This is a genomic window from Ancylomarina sp., assembly GCF_041555295.1.
Classification (GTDB): Bacteria; Bacteroidota; Bacteroidia; order Bacteroidales; family Marinifilaceae; genus Ancylomarina.
Map to the genome: position 1 here is coordinate 1 of NZ_JBFFKR010000052.1, position 17,018 is coordinate 17,018.

Sequence of the window (17,018 nt, forward strand, 5' to 3'; positions counted from 1 at the left end):
AGATTAGCCGTGGGTTCATCAGCAAGGACAAATTGAGGTCTGGATGCCAATGCTCTGGCTACAGCCACCCGCTGTTGCTGTCCTCCAGAAAGCTGAGATGGTCGATCATTCACACGGTCTCCCAAACCAACTTCATTAAGAAGCTGTTGAGCACGCTGTCGCCTTTCAGTCTTACTTTGACCTTGCAGTTGAAGGATAAACTCTACATTTTCGATGGCTGTAAGTACTGGAATCAAGTTATAGGACTGAAATACAAAACCAATATTTTTTAAACGAAAATCGATTAGCTGACGAGAAGACAGGCTTGCAATATTTTTCTGGTCGATGATGACCTCTCCTTCAGAAGGCACATCAATTCCTCCCAAGATATTCAACAGGGTCGTCTTCCCCGAACCAGAGGGGCCTACAATGGCGGCAAACTCACCCTTTTCAAAACTCAATGCTATGCCATTCACGGCATATACAGGCACTTTGGTTTCAGTGTACACTTTCCGGATATTATTTACTTCGATAACTGCCATTTTAATCCAATTAGAAATTGATAATTACAAACTATTTCCTATTCCATTCTCAGAGCCTTTGCCGGCTGGTAACGTAAAACTTTCCACGCCGGATAAACGGCTGCTCCAATTCCCATCCCCATAACCATGAAACCGATAATAAAATAGAATTTAGATTCCAGTTCGGGGTATACCTGTGATGCGTAGCCAACCGATTCGAATCCTTCAGCAAAAAGCCCCAAGTCGATGCCCGCATGATTAAAATATTCAATCAAAACAAAGCTAACACCTACACCTGCTATACCACCAACCAGGCAAAGGAATACACTTTCCAGAATGATCATTCGAAACACTCTGCCCCGATTCATACCTATCGCCATTAACATGCCCAATTCCCGAATTCTCTCCATCACAACCATTAGCATGGTATTCACAATAGCAAAACCAAGAGCCACCAAAATAATACTCATAAAAATGATAAAATACTCCGCCATAAAATCGGTTACCATGGCTAGGTCGGGCTGTATCTTTCGCCAAGTCAAAAACTGAAGTTCTTGATGGTTTTGCTGCAATTGTTTACTTAGCGTTTGAGCAAAATCCATATCTTTTAACCATAAAGCTAACTCGTTAATATGGTCATTCTGATATTCAGAAATTCGGACCAAATCGGATCGTTTAACGAACACTTGCCCCTGATCGAAGGCTGAATTATTGGTTTTATATATGCCTACAATGCGGAAAGCTCCACGAGCCAGTTCCCCTTCACGTGGTTGAAAAGTAAGAACAATCTTAGAGCGAAGCCGAACTTTCAATTTCCGGGCTAGTTTCTCTCCAATAATAATGGGATTACGTCTCCCTTCTAAATAAGAGCCCTCCACCAGGCTTTCATGAATTCGGGTAACCCTTCTTTCCTCATCCGGCTGAATGCCTAAGATCATAATTCCTGCTCCCGATTGAGCAGAACTAGCCATACCGGGTATTCTTAAACGGCTGCACACAGCTTCCACATCGGAAGAAATCATGAGTTTCTTTTGCAATTCTGCAGCATTAGGAATAACATACTGCATTTCGTAGTTCTCGGTAAACTTTGGATGATGAACCTGTATATGTGAGATCTCATTTTCAATGATGTTTTGCACTCTTTGGTTGATCATGCCATACATCATAGCCATTGAAAAGATACCACCCACCAAACCAAGACTAACCGAAATAATTACCACAAAGCTTCGCAGTTTGTTCCTCCAAATATTTCGCCAGGCTATAATTAAAAGCATATTCCGTATCTAGATTTAATCGTTCATATTTAATTTAAAACACTGGATATCATTTGCTTTTCAAAGCATCAGCAAGTTCGAGTTTTATCACCTTGAAAAAAGGATACAGTGCCGTTATCAGAGTGATTACCAACACCACGAGAGCTTGATTAAGATAAAATGAACTTTCCCATGCAAATGGTAAAATCGGTTCCACACCAAAGCTTTCGATACTGGCAGCAGCATCTCCAGTGAGTCGAATGGGGTTTAAATGATAATAGTAGATAAAAGGCATACTTAAAACTGACCCCAGAATAATCCCAATCAAACCCATCAGAAGGGTTTCTATTAAAACCACAAGGCCCAGTTTGAACTTTTGCATACCAACAGCTACCATCACCCCAAACTCCCGAATCCGCTCAATGGTCATCATCATGATGGTGCCCATAATGCCAAAAGCAATAATCATATAAAGAATGCCTAACATGATTTTCCCACTTGCATTATCCGATTCAATGATCTGAACCAAGTCCGGCATCATTTCTTCCCAGCTCATCACCTCACAAGATTGAGACAGAGCTTTTCTTATCTCATCTCTGGTTTGGTCAATCATTTTTGGCTTATGTCTGCCCAAAAGCACGACATAGGAGGTTAATCGTTTCTCGGTTCCAAAAAAAGTCTGACAATCTTCCAGATTCATATAAACCAACTGCTTATTAAGTTCAGGAGATGGAAAATGCAATATACCTTTCACAGCATACTTTCCGGCTGCACTTACGCCATGATAACCTTTACTAATCAGAACCAGAGTATCTCCAATTCCTAATTTCAGGTAAGAAGCCAATTTTTCAGCCAGCATGACTTTACCGTCTCCGGTTTCCAAATAGTTTCCTTCCACTATTTTCCTGGCAAGTCCGGTAAACTCATCTTCCTTTTCGGGAATAATACCTGTTAAAAGAGTGCCTTTAGTCACATTCTCGGAAGAAGCCAGAGCAAAGGACTCAAGCCTTGGAACCAGTCCTTCCACATTCTTCAGCCCGCTAATCTCTCCCACGTAAAATCGACTGGCATCCAAACTTTCGTCAATGGTTTTCTTATCCCAGTAATCGGCCCCATGAATTTGGATATAACCCGTATAGCTACCCACTACATTATCAACCATATTGGCATAGGAACCCAACTGCATGGATCGCATCACGAGGGCAAAAAACATGGCAAACAAAATAGAGGTTATCGTGATGATCGTTCTTCTTTTGTTACGCCATAAGTTGCGCCAGGCCATTATGATATAAATTATTCCCATATAATAACTGACAATTAAACTATATGATAATTCGGATTACCGAACCCGTTTCATATTCTGTTGACTAAAAAAGCTCTCTTTGATATCAATGTTAAATTTCACATTTCTGAACTCGAAAATGGTTTTATTCCCCTCCTTGTCCACAGGAACCATTTCCATTCGCGTAGGAATTTCCCGATCATCCATTTTACGAATATCGAACAGGTTCTCTACATTAATCAGGTATGAATCTTCGTCGTAGTATTCGGTTTTAAGGCGATGATAATCTTTCGTGCTGATCCACATTACCAGCTTGCCCCAAACCACAGGTGCCTCTTCTTTTGGATACATTGAAATTTTGTAACAAGCGTAGCCCCGAATATCTTCCAGCCCTGACAGCTCATGACTGTAATCTTTCAAAATTGAAGACTCCTTCAACAAATCGTCATTGGTAAAGTCGGATCCCATCCAGGATTGCATCATCATGGAAGGTGGAATTTTGATTAAGCGTTCGATAGAAGGAACCCAATTCCACATGTCTTTTTCTCTTTTCAGAAAAACCTGCCCTTTTTCCCTTGCCGGTGAAGTGATATAGATCATTGAATACTCAGTGCCTTTAGACCAGGATTTCATAATGACAGTTCTCGACCAGGTGGGTCGAACAATTGTCATGCTATATTCGCCCTGACTACTAAGACCACGCATTTTTTCATCTGCAATCCTCACAATCTCCTTTGCCGTAACACTATCTTTCTGAGCCAAGCCCGGAAAAGTCAACAAACAAAACAAAACCGCTATTAATATGACAAACAGACTATGCTTAAAGACTATAGTGAATTTCATCTATTAAAATATTAAGAAGTGCGAAGAACAGGAGAAATTGGGATGGAGTAGACTAAAAGAACTACCCATCAGGGTTCCATTCCTTAAGTAATTTACGAACTATGATTCAAATCAGACGAATTTTATAATTCATTTTTTTCATAAATACTTAATTTAATACGCTTTAGCCTGAGACTCTCGCCCTATCTTAGCAGTTGGTATCCCCGAATCTCCTATCCCACTTAATACAAAAGCAAAATGTATGGAATTATAGCTACGAAGAAAAGCCTATTAAGCTATGGCCTTTTAGATGCAGATAAGAAAAATAGACATGAATGAGGGAATTGATTTTATAAATGCAATCGTGATCAGAACAGGATTAGCGAGGATATCGTCTTCTCAGCCTTCGGCTTGTGGCTAAAAGCCTTCAACCAATAATATTTAATTAAACGAACTTAGGTCGATAAAATAAAATGGATAAATAATCTACCACCGAGCTCGAAGGCCTAAAATCACCTGAATTACCCTGTCGAAGAACTTTCACCTTTGCATCTTTATGAAGCATTCGAGAATATTCAACCAAAGTCATGATAGGTCCAAAACCACAGACCGAGATGCGATGACGCCTAACGGCATCGAAAATCTGTTGCGCATCGAGTGTTCTAATGGCTTTAACAACCAGTTGATCCAACTTATAAGCTAAGTCAGGAGTAAGGAAATGTGAAAAATCAGATGAAGCCAACACCAACAATTTACGCTTAAGAATCTGATTGGTTTCCACGATCAGGTTTGCCAGCTTAAGTGCACAACTCACCGTTTGATGATTCATACTAATGGGAAGAATTTTGAAACCTTCACGCAAAAGTAATTGGAGAAAAGGGAGCTGAACCTCTGCGGAATACTCCGCTTGATGAGCCTCAGTATTCATTGGCAATTTCAGCATTTTTGCAAATTCGCTATCCACCTCAACTTTTCCTAATGGCGTTTCCCAAACATCGCTACCCGCCACACTCAAATCCTCCGCGACAAGAGCTGTATGATTAGGATGAAGAATAACAATGGTATCAAATTGAATTTGTGAATACCGGATCAATTCATATAAGTGAATCGCTTCATAGCCAGAATACATATAACCAGCATGAGGTACAACTCCTCCCAATATATGATTCTTCCCAAGTGAATAGTCAATCAATTTAGCTTCTTTGCTTAAAATATGCTGAATCATCCCCTTTATTCTTTCAGGTTGCTTAGGATAGAAAGTACCTGCAACCGATGCTCTCCTTACTTTCATGATACCTTAGATTTTCAATTTCACAATCTCAACAAATAACCACCTGTTTCTTACATGCACTACAATGCCCTTTTTCCAATCCAATTACCTCAACCATATAGTTAAAACGACGCACCAAATCCTGTCCACAATGATGGCAAGAGGTATCATTTCCAAACCGGGTGTTCACATTACCCAAATACACATAATTCAGATGTTCTTTGGCAATATCGTAGAAACGATACAACAAGTCTATCGGTGTGGGATCTATGATCAATTGGTAGGCAGGAAAAAAACGGGAAAGGTGCAAAACAGTGTCTGGTCCCAGTTCACCTGCCACCCAAGTGACGAGTTCTTCAAACTCTTTGTCTTTACTATTCAAACCAGGAATCACCAAATGAGTTATTTCCAGATGCCTGCCGCTCAATCGAACCGTCTTCAGACTTTCCAGTACAGGATCTAATTGTGAATGCGTGTATTTTTTATAAAAGCCCCTCCTAAAAGCTTTCAAATCGATATTAAAGGCATCCATATATTCCAACAGCTCATCAAGTGGATCAGGATTAATATATCCATTGGTCACCATAACATTCTTCAAATCGTTCAGCTTCGCCTTGCGAGCCAGCACAATCATCGATTCAAAAAAAACGGTAGGTTCATTATAAGTATAAGCAATACCAATGCAAGAATTGCTTTCTCGTGCAATCTCCAAAATTCCTTCATCTGAAAACACTCTCATATACGGGTAATCACCTGGAATAGCTTGCGATATCTCATGGTTCTGACAAAACTTGCACCTCATGTTACAGCCTTTCGTTCCAAGAGAAAGTACTGAACTTCCAGGAAAGAAATGATAGAGGGGCTTTTTCTCAATGGGGTCCATGTTGATGACGGAATACCTGCCATCGACATCTGTGAAAAGGATGCCATCCCGATTCATGCGGACATGGCAGATACCTCGAAGACCTTCAGATATGAAACACGAATGAGGACAAAGCGTACATCGTACCCTCTGATCACTCAGGCTTTCATAATATAGGGCTCTTTCCATAACTAGAAGTATATTGGCGTATACGAAAGGAAAAGAGACTGGGTTTCAACTAAGGAGATTGATTTTTGATTTAAGATTAGTAATTATAACATTTTATCATCCATGAAGTTTTTTAGTCGATTATTGATAAAATATTCCCATCCGCCCTGACAACTTTCCCGAGTGAATTCAGGTATGGATTGAGGAAAACTATTGGTTACGACATGACTAACACGTAAGCTTGATCCTCCCTCTGTTATAAAGGTCTCGAAACTAACGAAGGACTCACCTTCATAGCCTTCATACTTCCAGGAATATACAATCTTTTCCAAAGGAATGACTTCGGTAATTTTCCACAAATGCCTAAAATCTCTTTCACCAGATTTCACATTAAATTGAGTTTCAAAACCAACTTCGGCAGAGAAAGCTTCGATATTCTCAAAAAACCAATGCTTCATTTGTTCTAACTCACTTATGGCTTTCCAAAGTTGACTAATAGATACATGAAAGCTTTGCTGGACCACAACTGGATTCATTTTTTGACTTATATTTTCCTCCATAATGATTAAATTAGCTTATTATCAACTAAAATGATTCAATCTAAAACTAAAACGATTTATTGGGCTTCTTCTACAACTTTATCTTGGCCTTTTTTACCCATCTCATGATCAATAATTTTTTCCTTCTCCATCAATATCATTAATCTGATTTATGCGATCTTATTTCGTAGAAAAAAAAGATTCTATCCTAATTCAAATCAAGTCGTTTTCAAAGCCCACTCTACCGCCTTTACAGCATGTAAAGTCGTCGTATCAAAGGTTGGAATATTCACATCCGAATCTGAGATTAAAAGCGGAATCTCTGTACATCCTAAAATCACACCTTCAGCCCCTCTAACCTCAAGGTTCTGAATAATCGTTTGGTAAATCTGTCTCGATTCATCCTTGATTTTACCTTGAACCAATTCGCCATAGATAATCTGATGCACTTGCGCTCTTTCAGCGTCAGTAGGAATAATAACTTCAATACCAAACTGATTAGTAAGCACCTCCTTATAGAAATCTTTCTCCATAGTGAACTTGGTGCCAAGCAAAGCCACTTTCTTTATGCCTTTACTTCTAATTTCCATCCCCGTAGCTTCAGCAATATGAAGAAAAGGAATTGAGATACTTGCCTTAATAGCCGGACTGCATAAATGCATGGTATTGGTACACAAAACAATGATATCTGCTCCGGCTCTTTCCAAGCGTTTAGCGGAGTCAATCATGATCTTGTCTAACTCGTCCCATTCATCATCGTGTTGAAGTTTCACAATATGGTCAAAATCAACTGTATCCATAAGACTCTTGCATGAATGAAAACCCCCTAGAGTTTCCCTCACTTTTTTATTAATCAATTCATAATAGACTATTGACGATTCCCAACTCATTCCTCCTATAAGGCCAATTCTTTTCATGTTTATTAGCTTAGTTTAAGCTGACTTTTCTTAAGTCAGATTCTTCGACTTATTCAGCAATATCTAAATTTACTCCTTTTCTGACAGTCATCCCTGATCTGAGCCAAATTTTTAAAGTGTCTGTTATACGGTTTGTCCCGCTCTTTTATATGATAATCGATTTTAACATTTTTTTGTGATAGAGAATTATGAAAGTATCTCCCTATGCATCTATCTTTGGTTTTAAAGATTGAATTAAAAAGAACCTACATATTTAAATAAAATGAACATGACGTTTAAACAATTTAAGGGAGGGATCATCATGACCCTTTTGGCTGCAACCATGTGTTTGCAAGCTACAGCACAGGTAAATTACAAGACCCGTGAAGAGATTCCTGCACAGTACAAGTGGAACTTCTCTGATATTTATGAAAACTGGGAAGCTTGGGAAGCTGATTTCAAGTCAATGTCGAAAGATATTGAGGTGATGCAATCTCTAAAGGGAAAGCTCGGCGAGAATGCTGATAATTTGGTAACGCTTCTTACTGCTCAGGAAACGATGATGAAGAAAGCTTATAAAGTTTATCAGTTCGTTTCATTCCAATCTACTGTTGATGGAAAAAATATGGAGCTACAAGCTAAACTGCAGCAAGTAGGTATGTTCTTTGCAAATATGGGAATGACAACAACCTGGATTTCTCCTGAAATGATCAAAATTCCTGAGGCTACAATGAAACAATGGATTGCTTCAACGCCAGCTTTAAAACCTCATGCATTCGACTTGATGGATATGTACCGTATGCAAAAACACGTCTTGAATGAAGAAATGGGACGTTTGGTTTCTTTCTTTTCTCAATCTTCAGGTACTGCAGGTGATGTTTTTACGGCTCTTTCAACAACTGACATTGAATTTCAAGAAATTGAATTATCTGACGGTAAAAAAGTGAAAGTGACTCCTGGTATGTATTCTCATATTACAAGTACAAACAAGAATCAGGAAGATCGTAAGAAAGCTTACGAAGCACTTTACGATGTTTATTACAAAAACAAGAACACTTATGCTTCTATTTATAAAGGTATCATCCAATCAGAATGGGCAAATGCTCGCGCTGCAAACTACGAGTCTTGTTTAGATGCTTCATTGGAAGGTAACAACATTCCTAAGGACGTTTACCTAAACCTAATCAACACAGTTAGAGAAAATACGGCTCCTGTACAAAAATACACGAAGCTTCGTAAGAAGATTTTAGGTCTTGAAAAATACTACGGTTTTGATGGTTCTATGAGTTTGGTTGATTTCGAAAAAACTTACCCATACGAAGAGGCAGTAGAGGTCGTGACTAAATCAGTTCTTCCTTTAGGAAAAGACTACCAAGCTAAACTGAAAAATGCAACTGCTAGTGGTTGGTTAGATGTTTATGAAAACCCTGGTAAGCGTGGTGGTGCATTTTCTGCTGGTGTTTATGGTGTTCACCCATATATGCTATTAAACTACGATGAGACTCTAGAGTATGTATTCACTTTAGCTCACGAGCTAGGTCATACCATGCACACAACCCTATCTAACGAAACTCAGCCTTTCGCTACTCATGGCTATACCATTTTTGTTGCTGAAGTTGCTTCTACTTTCAACGAGCGTTTGCTTCTAGATCATATGATGGAAATCACTAAAGATCCTAAGGAGCGTATTGCTTTATTGAATCAAGCCATTCAAGGTATCATTGGTACTTTCTATGCACAGTCGATGTTTGCTGATTTCGAATATCAAGCTCATACAATGGTTGAGCAAGACAAGCCAGTAAATGCTGATATTTTTGCTAAGCTTTGGGGAGATATCGCACAGAAATATTACGGTGATGTTTCTGAGAAAACAAAATACTCAAACTACCCATGGACCCGTATTCCTCACTTCTACAACTCACCTTACTACGTTTACCAATATGCAACTTGTTTTGCATCATCGGCTAAATTGTACACAGATGTGACTGAAGGTAGCAAGAAAGATAAAAAAGCAGCTTTAAAGCGCTACACAACTTTATTGCAATCAGGTGGAAACGATTTCCCAATGGAGCAATTGAAAAAAGCAGGTGTGGACTTGTCAAAACCTGAAGCTATTTTAGCTGTAATCAACCAACTTGATCAATTGGTTGATCAATTGGCTATTGAAATTGAAAAGCTAGAAAAATAGTATTTCTCAACTCGAAATAGCTCAAGGCAGTTCCAATAAGGAACTGCCTTTTTTTATACAGGTTTCTTAAATTAGATGTATACGAATAAGCTAGGCAAAATCTATCATAAATGGAGGATTAATACACGTAAATAAAAGCTTGGCCTCGAATAAATGCATGGCTTCTTTCAGGCCCTCCATGGTGGTGGTATCAGCACCAGCAGGAAGCGGAATTACTGAGCCACTAATCATGACAATGCCCATATTTACATCACCACCCACTAAAAAACCAGCTATCAGGGCTAATATATTTCTAACAACTGTATTCATATGCTTCGTTTTAACAGACTAGAATTGTTTAATTCACCATTAGTTTACACTTTATTCTAACTTAATCTCAATGATAAGTCCCCGATTAGTTCTTTCACACGATTCAGTTCTTTCCATTCAATATGCTCCAAACGTATGTGATATTCTGTTTCTTTAGCCTGAAAACGGATATCAATTCCATCCATTTTTAATTCCTCTATATCAGCAATAAAAACACATTTAAGGCTCTTCGATTTTGGTATCAAATACTTAAATTCCTTCTCATTACATTCGATGAAATATTTACCTCTTTTCATTTGCTGATACCCCATTAAAGCAAATGTAATCCCCTGCAGAATATAAATAACAGAAAGCCAATCTCCTCCGGGGAATTTTGTACTAAATCCATTTATGAATGCATTAATGAGGTCTACTAATCCAAAAATCACAAAAAAAAGACTAAACCACATAAAGAATCTGACATTAACTTTTTTTACTTTATATATTTGAATTCGTTCCATTATATAGATTTTATAAATTTATAACGAGTTTATTTTAGTCTAAAAACCAGGATATATGCGTGCATTTTGAACAAACGAAACAAGTGGCTGTTTTATTAACCCAATCCAAATTAAAAAAGCTGGCTACAGCCGTATTCAACTGTGCCTCTCTTCTCCAAAATAAGATGCCTCTACATACTGGGCAAACCAAAGCATGTCCAGCCACATTAATTGTTTCCGGTTCTTTTTTATCAAATAAGCCCATAATTAAAATTCTTTATTTAAATGTGAAATATTATAACTGTTCAATTAAAACCTTCATTCTCCTTTTTCGACTGCCATATCTTTTTCCAATCGTATCCAATTGTTTTTACTTTGTTTTATACCTGTCTTTCTGATCGAAGAGAGTTAAATCTTTATATCCTTTCTTTATTTTGGCTGAATGAACACTATCCTTTTCAATATAGTATGTGTCCCCTTTGCCTAATGTTCTTGAAACACCCTCAATGCTAAGTTCCATTTCTCCTTCAAGAACGACTCCCCATTGTGCATTGTGGGAATGTTCAGCAACTTCTATGTCTTCTTCAAACTCCATAAAAACAAACTGTTGATCATCAGCTTGAATTAATTTAGACATTAATCCCTTGATAGGAATATCGGCATTCGGGTGCCTTTCAATCATTTCAGGAAATCGTTTCTTTGTTGTTTGCTTCATCTCATTCAGTTTTGAAATTGTCGGATCTATGCCCTATTCATTGTACTTAGAAAGTAACTTCTACTTCAAGCTGTTTGCCATTTTCCTGAGCCTTCTTGTCCAATGTGGCTCCATAAGCCATTCCCAGAGCAATGCCCAAGGGTAAGCCAACACCTATAAAGGCCATGTTTCCTAGACTAAGACCAAAAGCGGCCCCCATAGGAAGACCAAAAGCAGCCATACCCAAAGACATCCACAGATTACGATAATGCCCTTTGCATACAAGTTTGAGTTCTTTCTCTAATAGTTGAAGAATCTCCGTTTGCTTCTTTATTAGCAGCTTCAAGAAGTCCTTATTCGAGCCTGAAAAACTATTAATCGCTTCGATATCTTGATTAATTGAACTTATTATTTCTGAGGGTATTTCCTTTTTTCTCAAGACCTCAATCAGACTTTCGAGAAAAGCGTAATGAGCCATCAACTTTTTGTCTTCTTCGATATCCGATTTTCTTACGAGTTCTATTATTTTCATTATTATACGATTATTATTTTCTAGTTTTCCACATACATCTCCGGACTCACCTCGATTGTGAACAAATGAATCCCGGCTTTATCCTTGTATGCATATCTTATTGTCGATTTAAAATCTCTCTGGATTTTCATGTCTGGATTGGTCTTTACAAAATTGACAATGCCAGGTTCGATCTGCTCTTTTACTTCTTCCAGATTCAAGTCTTCTTTTAAATAATTAATCAAACTGTAATTGTACTGAAACACGTTATTAGGTAAGGCAATTGCATTGTCCAGTCTGGTTTCTGAATCAATCATTATGGGACAAGTTGCGTTGATCTGACTGGCCGCAGCCATCATGGCTTTATCAAAGGTCGCTTCTTTAAATAAATCCGTAACCGAAAAATTAACCAAGTTTGTTGTTATAGTAACGACAGCAACCGTTGCAATAAGACCAATCCAGTATTTAGCCCCTTTGCGCTTGGTATTTTTCTGCTTTTCGAGTTTTACCCTATTGATATCTTCTTCTGAAATGCATTCTATTCTTTTAAAGTCATCAAAAGACTTATCTGAATGCTTCCTTATCCAATCGGAGTAGTTATTATCCAGTTTCTGGTTGCAGTCGGCACAAAAAACCTGATATTCCGTTTTCAATTTATTTAAATGACCACAGCTATTGCACTTTAGGTATTCCATTTATTATTCGTTTTATTAATATTTTGCATTGTTTACGGGCTTGCTAAGTTTTCGTGGGCGATTAAAAGAGTATTCTTATCTACCGACCGAAGTGAGTATTCCGCCAAGCAAGCCGATTGAAATTGTTTATATTTTGAACAAACCAATTTTAATTACTCACGAATAATTATTTCAAAGGTGTTCGTGATTTAAAAATGGGCTTGCTGATGTTTCTTAATTGCACTAAACTTTCAAGCTGCTCGTCAACGCCCATGAAATTTAGCTTTTGTGTCTGTTGCACAACTCCAAAAATGCAGAAAACCACATAATAAGCTATTTTCACACAAACAGAACTAGTTGATTTACAAGATTACTTTTTTTCACAAGCTGTAAAAAAGTAGTGAATGATTCAATTTATTGAGTTATGCAACGGTTACTTTTGTTAGGCAATGTTAGTTTACCTCACTGAAAATATATGTGTTCAATTAATATCTTAAATCCAATCCCTAATAGTACTATTCCACCAAAAATTTCAACTGACTTCCCTATTCTTTTCCCAAAATATTTTCCAAGTCGTAGTCCAACTAATGAAAATCCAAAAGTGATTAGCCCAATAATTAAAACAGGTGTTATAATTGACACGTTCAATAATGAAAAACTTATTCCCACGGCAAATGCATCAATACTTGTAGCAAATGATTGGCCTATTAATGTTATTATTTTTAATTCTGAATCTTTCACTATGTCATTTTTCTTTAGCCCTTCATAAATCATTTTTACACCTATAAATGATAAAAGTAAAAACGCTATCCAATGGTCGAATTCCTTTATGTAATTTTCAATTCCAATACCAGCAAACCAACCGACTAAAGGCATTATAGCCTGAAAAATTGCTAATGAAAAAGATATTGTTAAAACTCTTTTTACGTTTAAATCTTTAATTGTTAATCCATTTGTTACTGAAACAGCAAACGAATCCATAGATAAACCAATTGCTATTAGTATTATTGATACAGTGTCCATTTTTTCTAATGTTGCCTAACGGTAAATTGTAAGAGTAGTGGCAGATTGCGTGGCACTTTCTTTTCAAACTGTGATGAAGTTTGAGCGGGCTACAAACCTTGACATATATCACTTTCCCTGCCATTACTTATACAAAATGTTAGCCTCAGTTATTCTTTTTCACTTTAAGACCTTCGATTCTTTTCTTGTAGTAATCGTTACCACTTAATTCCAAAGCTTTAGTTACATATTTAATTGCATTAGTAAAGTCGCCTTTTGCTTCATAATAATCAGCCATAGAATCAAAGGCATTTGCACTTTCAGGATTATACTCAGTGGCAAGTTCAAAGTACATTTTTGCCTTTTCAAACTGTTCCCTATCCATATTCATGTAACCTGACATATTTAAGATTTCTTCCGGATAAGGAGGTTCAGAATATCCAAAATGGTCTTTGAGCTTCTTTTCCCTGTATTTTATTATGCCGAGAAGCTCTTCTTTTGGTGTGTCAAGTGAATTGAATTTATCTGTATTTTCCCATTGATACCAGTCAAAAAGAGAGATTAATCCATCCATAATTGATGGAAATGGAATGGTGCCGTGTAAATCTCTGGAATAAAATTTCCATTCAAAAGACAATCCGTTTTTAGTGTTTTGCCTTACCACGTTTGAAAAGGTAATATTGGAACGGGCAAACAATGTGAATTCTGTTGTGTCTTGCATCACATTGTAGATTGTTACCTTCGAGTCCTGCATATTCAATTGTCCGCTTAATGACATAAATAAAAATTTGTTTTCATATTTCTGAGTGGCAAGTACTTCTTCTGCTTCATTTAATAATTTTTGCCCGTCCCAATCCAAACTGGGGTCAATTGCCAAATAGTTGGCAAATAAATGTGGGTGATGAATTAGATTGTAAATGGTAAACAAACCTGCATAAGAATGACCGATTAATGTTCTGAAATTGGTCACAGGATATTTAGTTTCAATATATGGTATGAGTTCTTTTTCTATGAATTTACTGAAACTTTCTGCCTCTCCGTTTTCTTCATTAAAAGGCATTCCATAATTTGTTACTATGGTTGAAGTAGTTAAATCTCTTAACCTGTTTTTATTATTAGCAATTCCAACAAGTACCATTTCGGGCATAAAACCGCCGCTGTAATAATTATGCACATCTACAAGAGTTGGAAGAAATATTTCTCCATCTAAAATAAAAGCCACCGGGTATTTCTGATTTTTCTCAGGGGTATAACCGGCAGGCAGTTGAATATAAATTTTTCTTGACTCATTTAGTATTTTGGAATAGAGACTATCCAAAACACCTACTTTTTGTAAAAAATGTTGATTTTGATTTCCCTGAGCTTTTACAAATTGTTGAAAGAAAATAATGAGTCCTATTGTCAATACTATTTTTAATCCTTTGGTCATTTTATTGTCTTTAATCATTCTTATTTTATTTTCCATAATGTATGTACAGGGAGATAGTTTACAGTTGTACAAGTCACATGGTTTACATCAATTACGCATTTCTTTATTTTTATTTAAATCAATAAGAAGAATAATCATTGCTAAAATCAATAAAACATTTGAAATTATTCCAGAAAATGGTCCTTTTTGAAGATTGCTAAAATCAAGTTCTGAGATATTGAAACCCATAAGTAGAATACCTCCAAGTATTACTAAGTAGATTAAGTATTTTTTGTTCATCTTTCTATTGTTTTAATCAATGTATGTAACGGTCTTGCTAAGTTTCGTGGGCGATTCAAAGAGTAATCTTATCAAACCGCTAAATAAGCAAGCCGCATAAATTTGTTTATATTTTTGAACAAACCAATTTTAATTGGCTTGCTGGTGTTTATTAATTGTACTAAGCTTTCAAATAGCTCGTCAGCACCCATGAAATTTAGCTTTTGTTAACGGCTGGCTGTTCAATTAATCTTTCTTTTCCTCCTCAAATCAATAATAAGGAGTAGAAATGAGACTAAAAACAATCCCTCCAAAATGTAATTGATTGATTTTAAGAGAGGTGATTTTAAATATAGTTGAATAATTAAGGCTAGAAGCATCAAACCTCCAGTTGATAGCATAATAAAACCAAATGTATCATTACTTATTCTTGTCTTCGAATCAATTAACCAATTTTGATAATCCTCATTCTCTGGATAATCTTTTACAAGTTCCTTAAATCCAGCTTTTGATTCTTTATAATTCTTTTTACTAAAAAAAGAGGAATACTTATAAAATCTTATATCTTCATCAAACTCTAAATCAGATTTTCTATATTCCTCAACCTCATTCGAATTCTCAAGCTTTTCAATAATCTCTATAATTCTTGAATACCTTGATTTTTCATAAAGGGCAACTAAATAATCTATATAGATATATTCAATTTCATCCAATTCAGTAGACGTTTTAGATAACAAAGATTCCTCGTTTTGTTTGAAGAAATCAATAGTTGCCATTAAATCACCGTCTTCAATTTGTTCAAATTCTTCAACTAGAATTGGATTGTCTTTCATGCTAGAGTACTTTATTTAAGCTTGCCGTTAACGGTCTTGCTAAAATTTGTGGGCGATTAAAACAGATGTCTTATCAAACCGCACGGAAGCAAGCTGATTAAATTTGTTTATATTTTTACGCAAACCAATTAAAGTGGCTTGCTGGTGTTTATTAATTGAACTAACTCTCAGGAGACTCGTCACCGCCCATGAAATTTAGCTTTTGTTAGCACCTTTAGCCATTCCATCCTTCAACAAATACTCCTTATTAAAAAAACTGTCATTAATATCTGTTTTATCCTGCATTGGATTTATTATCATCAATATCAGTTTGTCGCCTTGATTTTGAATAAGAATCTCTGTCAACACCTTTTTATCTTTGAATATAAAGTCAATCCAGCGAGTCCCCTCAATATTAGCAAAAACAAGTCTGCTCGTTTCTCCTAATAAAATAACAGTATTAGAATCGAGATGTGAAATTTCAAGATTATCCCCATAGAGACTAACACCAGTACCAATAATTGTATCAATCGATTGCCGTATAGAAATAAAAGGATTTCCAAACTCTGCTCCAGCATATGGTTTTGAGTAATCAATAAAATCTGGCAGATTATTTTTAATAAAAACTGAATCCAATGGAATATTTTTCAATCCTCCTAATTCGTAAATGATTATTCTTGAGTCTTTTTTATAGGCGTATGCAAATAGTTTTTCATTATTGTTCCCAAAAGAATATTCACAGGTAATTATATCTTTTACTGAATTAGAAAAAAGATAATGGAATCTTGCATCATCATTTAAAATAGGTTTATAACTATTTTTATTAATTTCTCCACAAGATGAAAGGACACTTATCAAAGTGCAAAATAATAAATTACTATAAAGGCTTATTTTATTCATTATTATCATGTTTCCTTTAGTTCTCTATGCTATGTATGTACAGGGAGATAGTTTACAGTTGTACAAGTCACATAGTTGACACTATGTTGTCTGTTAACCGAATACTCTTTTCTCTATATTTTAACAGTTTATCGTTTATGTAGCCTAAAAATACATTACGATAAAAGACT

At 36.3% G+C, this 17,018-nt stretch carries 20 protein-coding genes; 1 reads left to right on the plus strand and 19 read right to left on the minus strand.

The window, feature by feature from the left end; all coding sequences use genetic code 11:
- The 8 genes from ABY905_RS06100 to ABY905_RS06135 form a co-directional block, all read right to left on the minus strand.
- Positions 1 to 470, minus strand: a 470-nt coding sequence (locus ABY905_RS06100; RefSeq protein ID WP_372641602.1) for an ABC transporter ATP-binding protein, incomplete at its 3' end; no start/stop codon positions are given.
- Positions 471 to 559: 89 nt separating this feature from the next.
- Positions 560 to 1,774 (minus strand): ABC transporter permease, encoded by a 1,215-nt coding sequence (locus ABY905_RS06105; protein ID WP_372641604.1) that lies wholly within the window; start codon positions 1,772 to 1,774, stop codon positions 560 to 562.
- Positions 1,775 to 1,823: 49 nt separating this feature from the next.
- Positions 1,824 to 3,056, minus strand: a complete 1,233-nt coding sequence (locus ABY905_RS06110) for an ABC transporter permease (RefSeq protein WP_372641606.1) — start codon at positions 3,054 to 3,056, stop codon at positions 1,824 to 1,826.
- 36 nt (positions 3,057 to 3,092) lie between these two features.
- Positions 3,093 to 3,878: an outer membrane lipoprotein-sorting protein gene (locus tag ABY905_RS06115; RefSeq protein ID WP_372641608.1), complete on the minus strand. Its 786-nt coding sequence runs from the start codon at positions 3,876 to 3,878 to the stop codon at positions 3,093 to 3,095.
- 424 nt (positions 3,879 to 4,302) lie between these two features.
- A complete protein-coding gene (gene amrB, locus ABY905_RS06120) occupies positions 4,303 to 5,148 on the minus strand; it encodes an AmmeMemoRadiSam system protein B (RefSeq protein WP_372641610.1) in 846 nt (281 codons plus the stop codon).
- A 28-nt stretch (positions 5,149 to 5,176) separates the two neighbouring features.
- The gene (gene amrS, locus ABY905_RS06125) at positions 5,177 to 6,178 is read right to left on the minus strand and encodes an AmmeMemoRadiSam system radical SAM enzyme (RefSeq protein ID WP_372641612.1); all 1,002 of its coding nucleotides are present in this window, start codon (positions 6,176 to 6,178) and stop codon (positions 5,177 to 5,179) included.
- Positions 6,179 to 6,261: 83 nt separating this feature from the next.
- Positions 6,262 to 6,717: an SRPBCC domain-containing protein gene (locus ABY905_RS06130; RefSeq protein WP_372641614.1), complete on the minus strand. Its 456-nt coding sequence runs from the start codon at positions 6,715 to 6,717 to the stop codon at positions 6,262 to 6,264.
- A gap of 197 nt (positions 6,718 to 6,914) precedes the next feature.
- Positions 6,915 to 7,613 (minus strand): aspartate/glutamate racemase family protein, encoded by a 699-nt coding sequence (locus ABY905_RS06135; protein ID WP_372641616.1) that lies wholly within the window; start codon positions 7,611 to 7,613, stop codon positions 6,915 to 6,917.
- A 268-nt stretch (positions 7,614 to 7,881) separates the two neighbouring features.
- Between ABY905_RS06135 and pepF the strand changes: the two genes are divergently transcribed.
- A complete protein-coding gene (pepF, locus tag ABY905_RS06140) occupies positions 7,882 to 9,780 on the plus strand; it encodes an oligoendopeptidase F (RefSeq protein ID WP_372641618.1) in 1,899 nt (632 codons plus the stop codon).
- A gap of 90 nt (positions 9,781 to 9,870) precedes the next feature.
- On the opposite strand, the gene ABY905_RS06145 is transcribed toward pepF, so the two are convergent.
- The 11 genes from ABY905_RS06145 to ABY905_RS06195 all read right to left on the minus strand — a co-directional run bounded on the left by ABY905_RS06145 (position 9,871) and on the right by ABY905_RS06195 (position 16,848).
- Positions 9,871 to 10,089: a hypothetical protein gene (locus ABY905_RS06145; RefSeq protein ID WP_372641620.1), complete on the minus strand. Its 219-nt coding sequence runs from the start codon at positions 10,087 to 10,089 to the stop codon at positions 9,871 to 9,873.
- Positions 10,090 to 10,145: 56 nt separating this feature from the next.
- Positions 10,146 to 10,589 carry a hypothetical protein gene (locus ABY905_RS06150; protein WP_372641622.1) on the minus strand — a complete coding sequence of 148 codons (444 nt, stop codon included), beginning with the start codon at positions 10,587 to 10,589 and terminating at the stop codon, positions 10,146 to 10,148.
- 34 nt (positions 10,590 to 10,623) lie between these two features.
- On the minus strand, positions 10,624 to 10,833 hold the full coding sequence (locus ABY905_RS06155; RefSeq protein WP_372641624.1) for a hypothetical protein: 210 nt from the start codon (positions 10,831 to 10,833) through the stop codon (positions 10,624 to 10,626).
- Positions 10,834 to 10,938: 105 nt separating this feature from the next.
- On the minus strand, positions 10,939 to 11,283 hold the full coding sequence (locus ABY905_RS06160; RefSeq protein WP_372641626.1) for a cupin domain-containing protein: 345 nt from the start codon (positions 11,281 to 11,283) through the stop codon (positions 10,939 to 10,941).
- Between the two features lie 46 nt (positions 11,284 to 11,329).
- A complete protein-coding gene (locus ABY905_RS06165; RefSeq protein WP_372641628.1) occupies positions 11,330 to 11,794 on the minus strand; it encodes a hypothetical protein in 465 nt (154 codons plus the stop codon).
- A gap of 20 nt (positions 11,795 to 11,814) precedes the next feature.
- Positions 11,815 to 12,468, minus strand: a complete 654-nt coding sequence (locus tag ABY905_RS06170; RefSeq protein ID WP_372641630.1) for a hypothetical protein — start codon at positions 12,466 to 12,468, stop codon at positions 11,815 to 11,817.
- A gap of 441 nt (positions 12,469 to 12,909) precedes the next feature.
- Positions 12,910 to 13,470 (minus strand): manganese efflux pump MntP family protein, encoded by a 561-nt coding sequence (locus tag ABY905_RS06175; RefSeq protein ID WP_372641632.1) that lies wholly within the window; start codon positions 13,468 to 13,470, stop codon positions 12,910 to 12,912.
- Positions 13,471 to 13,615: 145 nt separating this feature from the next.
- A complete protein-coding gene (locus ABY905_RS06180; protein ID WP_372641634.1) occupies positions 13,616 to 14,878 on the minus strand; it encodes an alpha/beta hydrolase-fold protein in 1,263 nt (420 codons plus the stop codon).
- A gap of 87 nt (positions 14,879 to 14,965) precedes the next feature.
- A complete protein-coding gene (locus ABY905_RS06185; RefSeq protein WP_372641636.1) occupies positions 14,966 to 15,157 on the minus strand; it encodes a hypothetical protein in 192 nt (63 codons plus the stop codon).
- A 221-nt stretch (positions 15,158 to 15,378) separates the two neighbouring features.
- Positions 15,379 to 15,969 carry a hypothetical protein gene (locus ABY905_RS06190; protein WP_372641638.1) on the minus strand — a complete coding sequence of 197 codons (591 nt, stop codon included), beginning with the start codon at positions 15,967 to 15,969 and terminating at the stop codon, positions 15,379 to 15,381.
- A 195-nt stretch (positions 15,970 to 16,164) separates the two neighbouring features.
- Positions 16,165 to 16,848, minus strand: a complete 684-nt coding sequence (locus tag ABY905_RS06195) for a hypothetical protein (protein WP_372641640.1) — start codon at positions 16,846 to 16,848, stop codon at positions 16,165 to 16,167.
- Positions 16,849 to 17,018 lie beyond the last annotated feature (170 nt).

Excerpts from the sequence above, each read along its gene's own strand:
- ABY905_RS06105 (WP_372641604.1), bottom strand. The coding sequence starts at position 1,774 with ATGCTTTTAATTATAGCCTGGCGAAATATTTGGAGGAACAAACTGCGA.
- ABY905_RS06110 (WP_372641606.1), bottom strand. The coding sequence starts at position 3,056 with ATGGGAATAATTTATATCATAATGGCCTGGCGCAACTTATGGCGTAAC.
- ABY905_RS06115 (WP_372641608.1), bottom strand. The coding sequence starts at position 3,878 with ATGAAATTCACTATAGTCTTTAAGCATAGTCTGTTTGTCATATTAATA.
- amrB (WP_372641610.1), bottom strand. The coding sequence starts at position 5,148 with ATGAAAGTAAGGAGAGCATCGGTTGCAGGTACTTTCTATCCTAAGCAA.
- amrS (WP_372641612.1), bottom strand. The coding sequence starts at position 6,178 with ATGGAAAGAGCCCTATATTATGAAAGCCTGAGTGATCAGAGGGTACGA.
- ABY905_RS06130 (WP_372641614.1), bottom strand. The coding sequence starts at position 6,717 with ATGGAGGAAAATATAAGTCAAAAAATGAATCCAGTTGTGGTCCAGCAA.
- ABY905_RS06135 (WP_372641616.1), bottom strand. The coding sequence starts at position 7,613 with ATGAAAAGAATTGGCCTTATAGGAGGAATGAGTTGGGAATCGTCAATA.
- pepF (WP_372641618.1), top strand. The coding sequence starts at position 7,882 with ATGACGTTTAAACAATTTAAGGGAGGGATCATCATGACCCTTTTGGCT.
- ABY905_RS06145 (WP_372641620.1), bottom strand. The coding sequence starts at position 10,089 with ATGAATACAGTTGTTAGAAATATATTAGCCCTGATAGCTGGTTTTTTA.
- ABY905_RS06150 (WP_372641622.1), bottom strand. The coding sequence starts at position 10,589 with ATGGAACGAATTCAAATATATAAAGTAAAAAAAGTTAATGTCAGATTC.
- ABY905_RS06155 (WP_372641624.1), bottom strand. The coding sequence starts at position 10,833 with ATGGGCTTATTTGATAAAAAAGAACCGGAAACAATTAATGTGGCTGGA.
- ABY905_RS06160 (WP_372641626.1), bottom strand. The coding sequence starts at position 11,283 with ATGAAGCAAACAACAAAGAAACGATTTCCTGAAATGATTGAAAGGCAC.
- ABY905_RS06165 (WP_372641628.1), bottom strand. The coding sequence starts at position 11,794 with ATGAAAATAATAGAACTCGTAAGAAAATCGGATATCGAAGAAGACAAA.
- ABY905_RS06170 (WP_372641630.1), bottom strand. The coding sequence starts at position 12,468 with ATGGAATACCTAAAGTGCAATAGCTGTGGTCATTTAAATAAATTGAAA.
- ABY905_RS06175 (WP_372641632.1), bottom strand. The coding sequence starts at position 13,470 with ATGGACACTGTATCAATAATACTAATAGCAATTGGTTTATCTATGGAT.
- ABY905_RS06180 (WP_372641634.1), bottom strand. The coding sequence starts at position 14,878 with ATGACCAAAGGATTAAAAATAGTATTGACAATAGGACTCATTATTTTC.
- ABY905_RS06185 (WP_372641636.1), bottom strand. The coding sequence starts at position 15,157 with ATGAACAAAAAATACTTAATCTACTTAGTAATACTTGGAGGTATTCTA.
- ABY905_RS06190 (WP_372641638.1), bottom strand. The coding sequence starts at position 15,969 with ATGAAAGACAATCCAATTCTAGTTGAAGAATTTGAACAAATTGAAGAC.
- ABY905_RS06195 (WP_372641640.1), bottom strand. The coding sequence starts at position 16,848 with ATGAATAAAATAAGCCTTTATAGTAATTTATTATTTTGCACTTTGATA.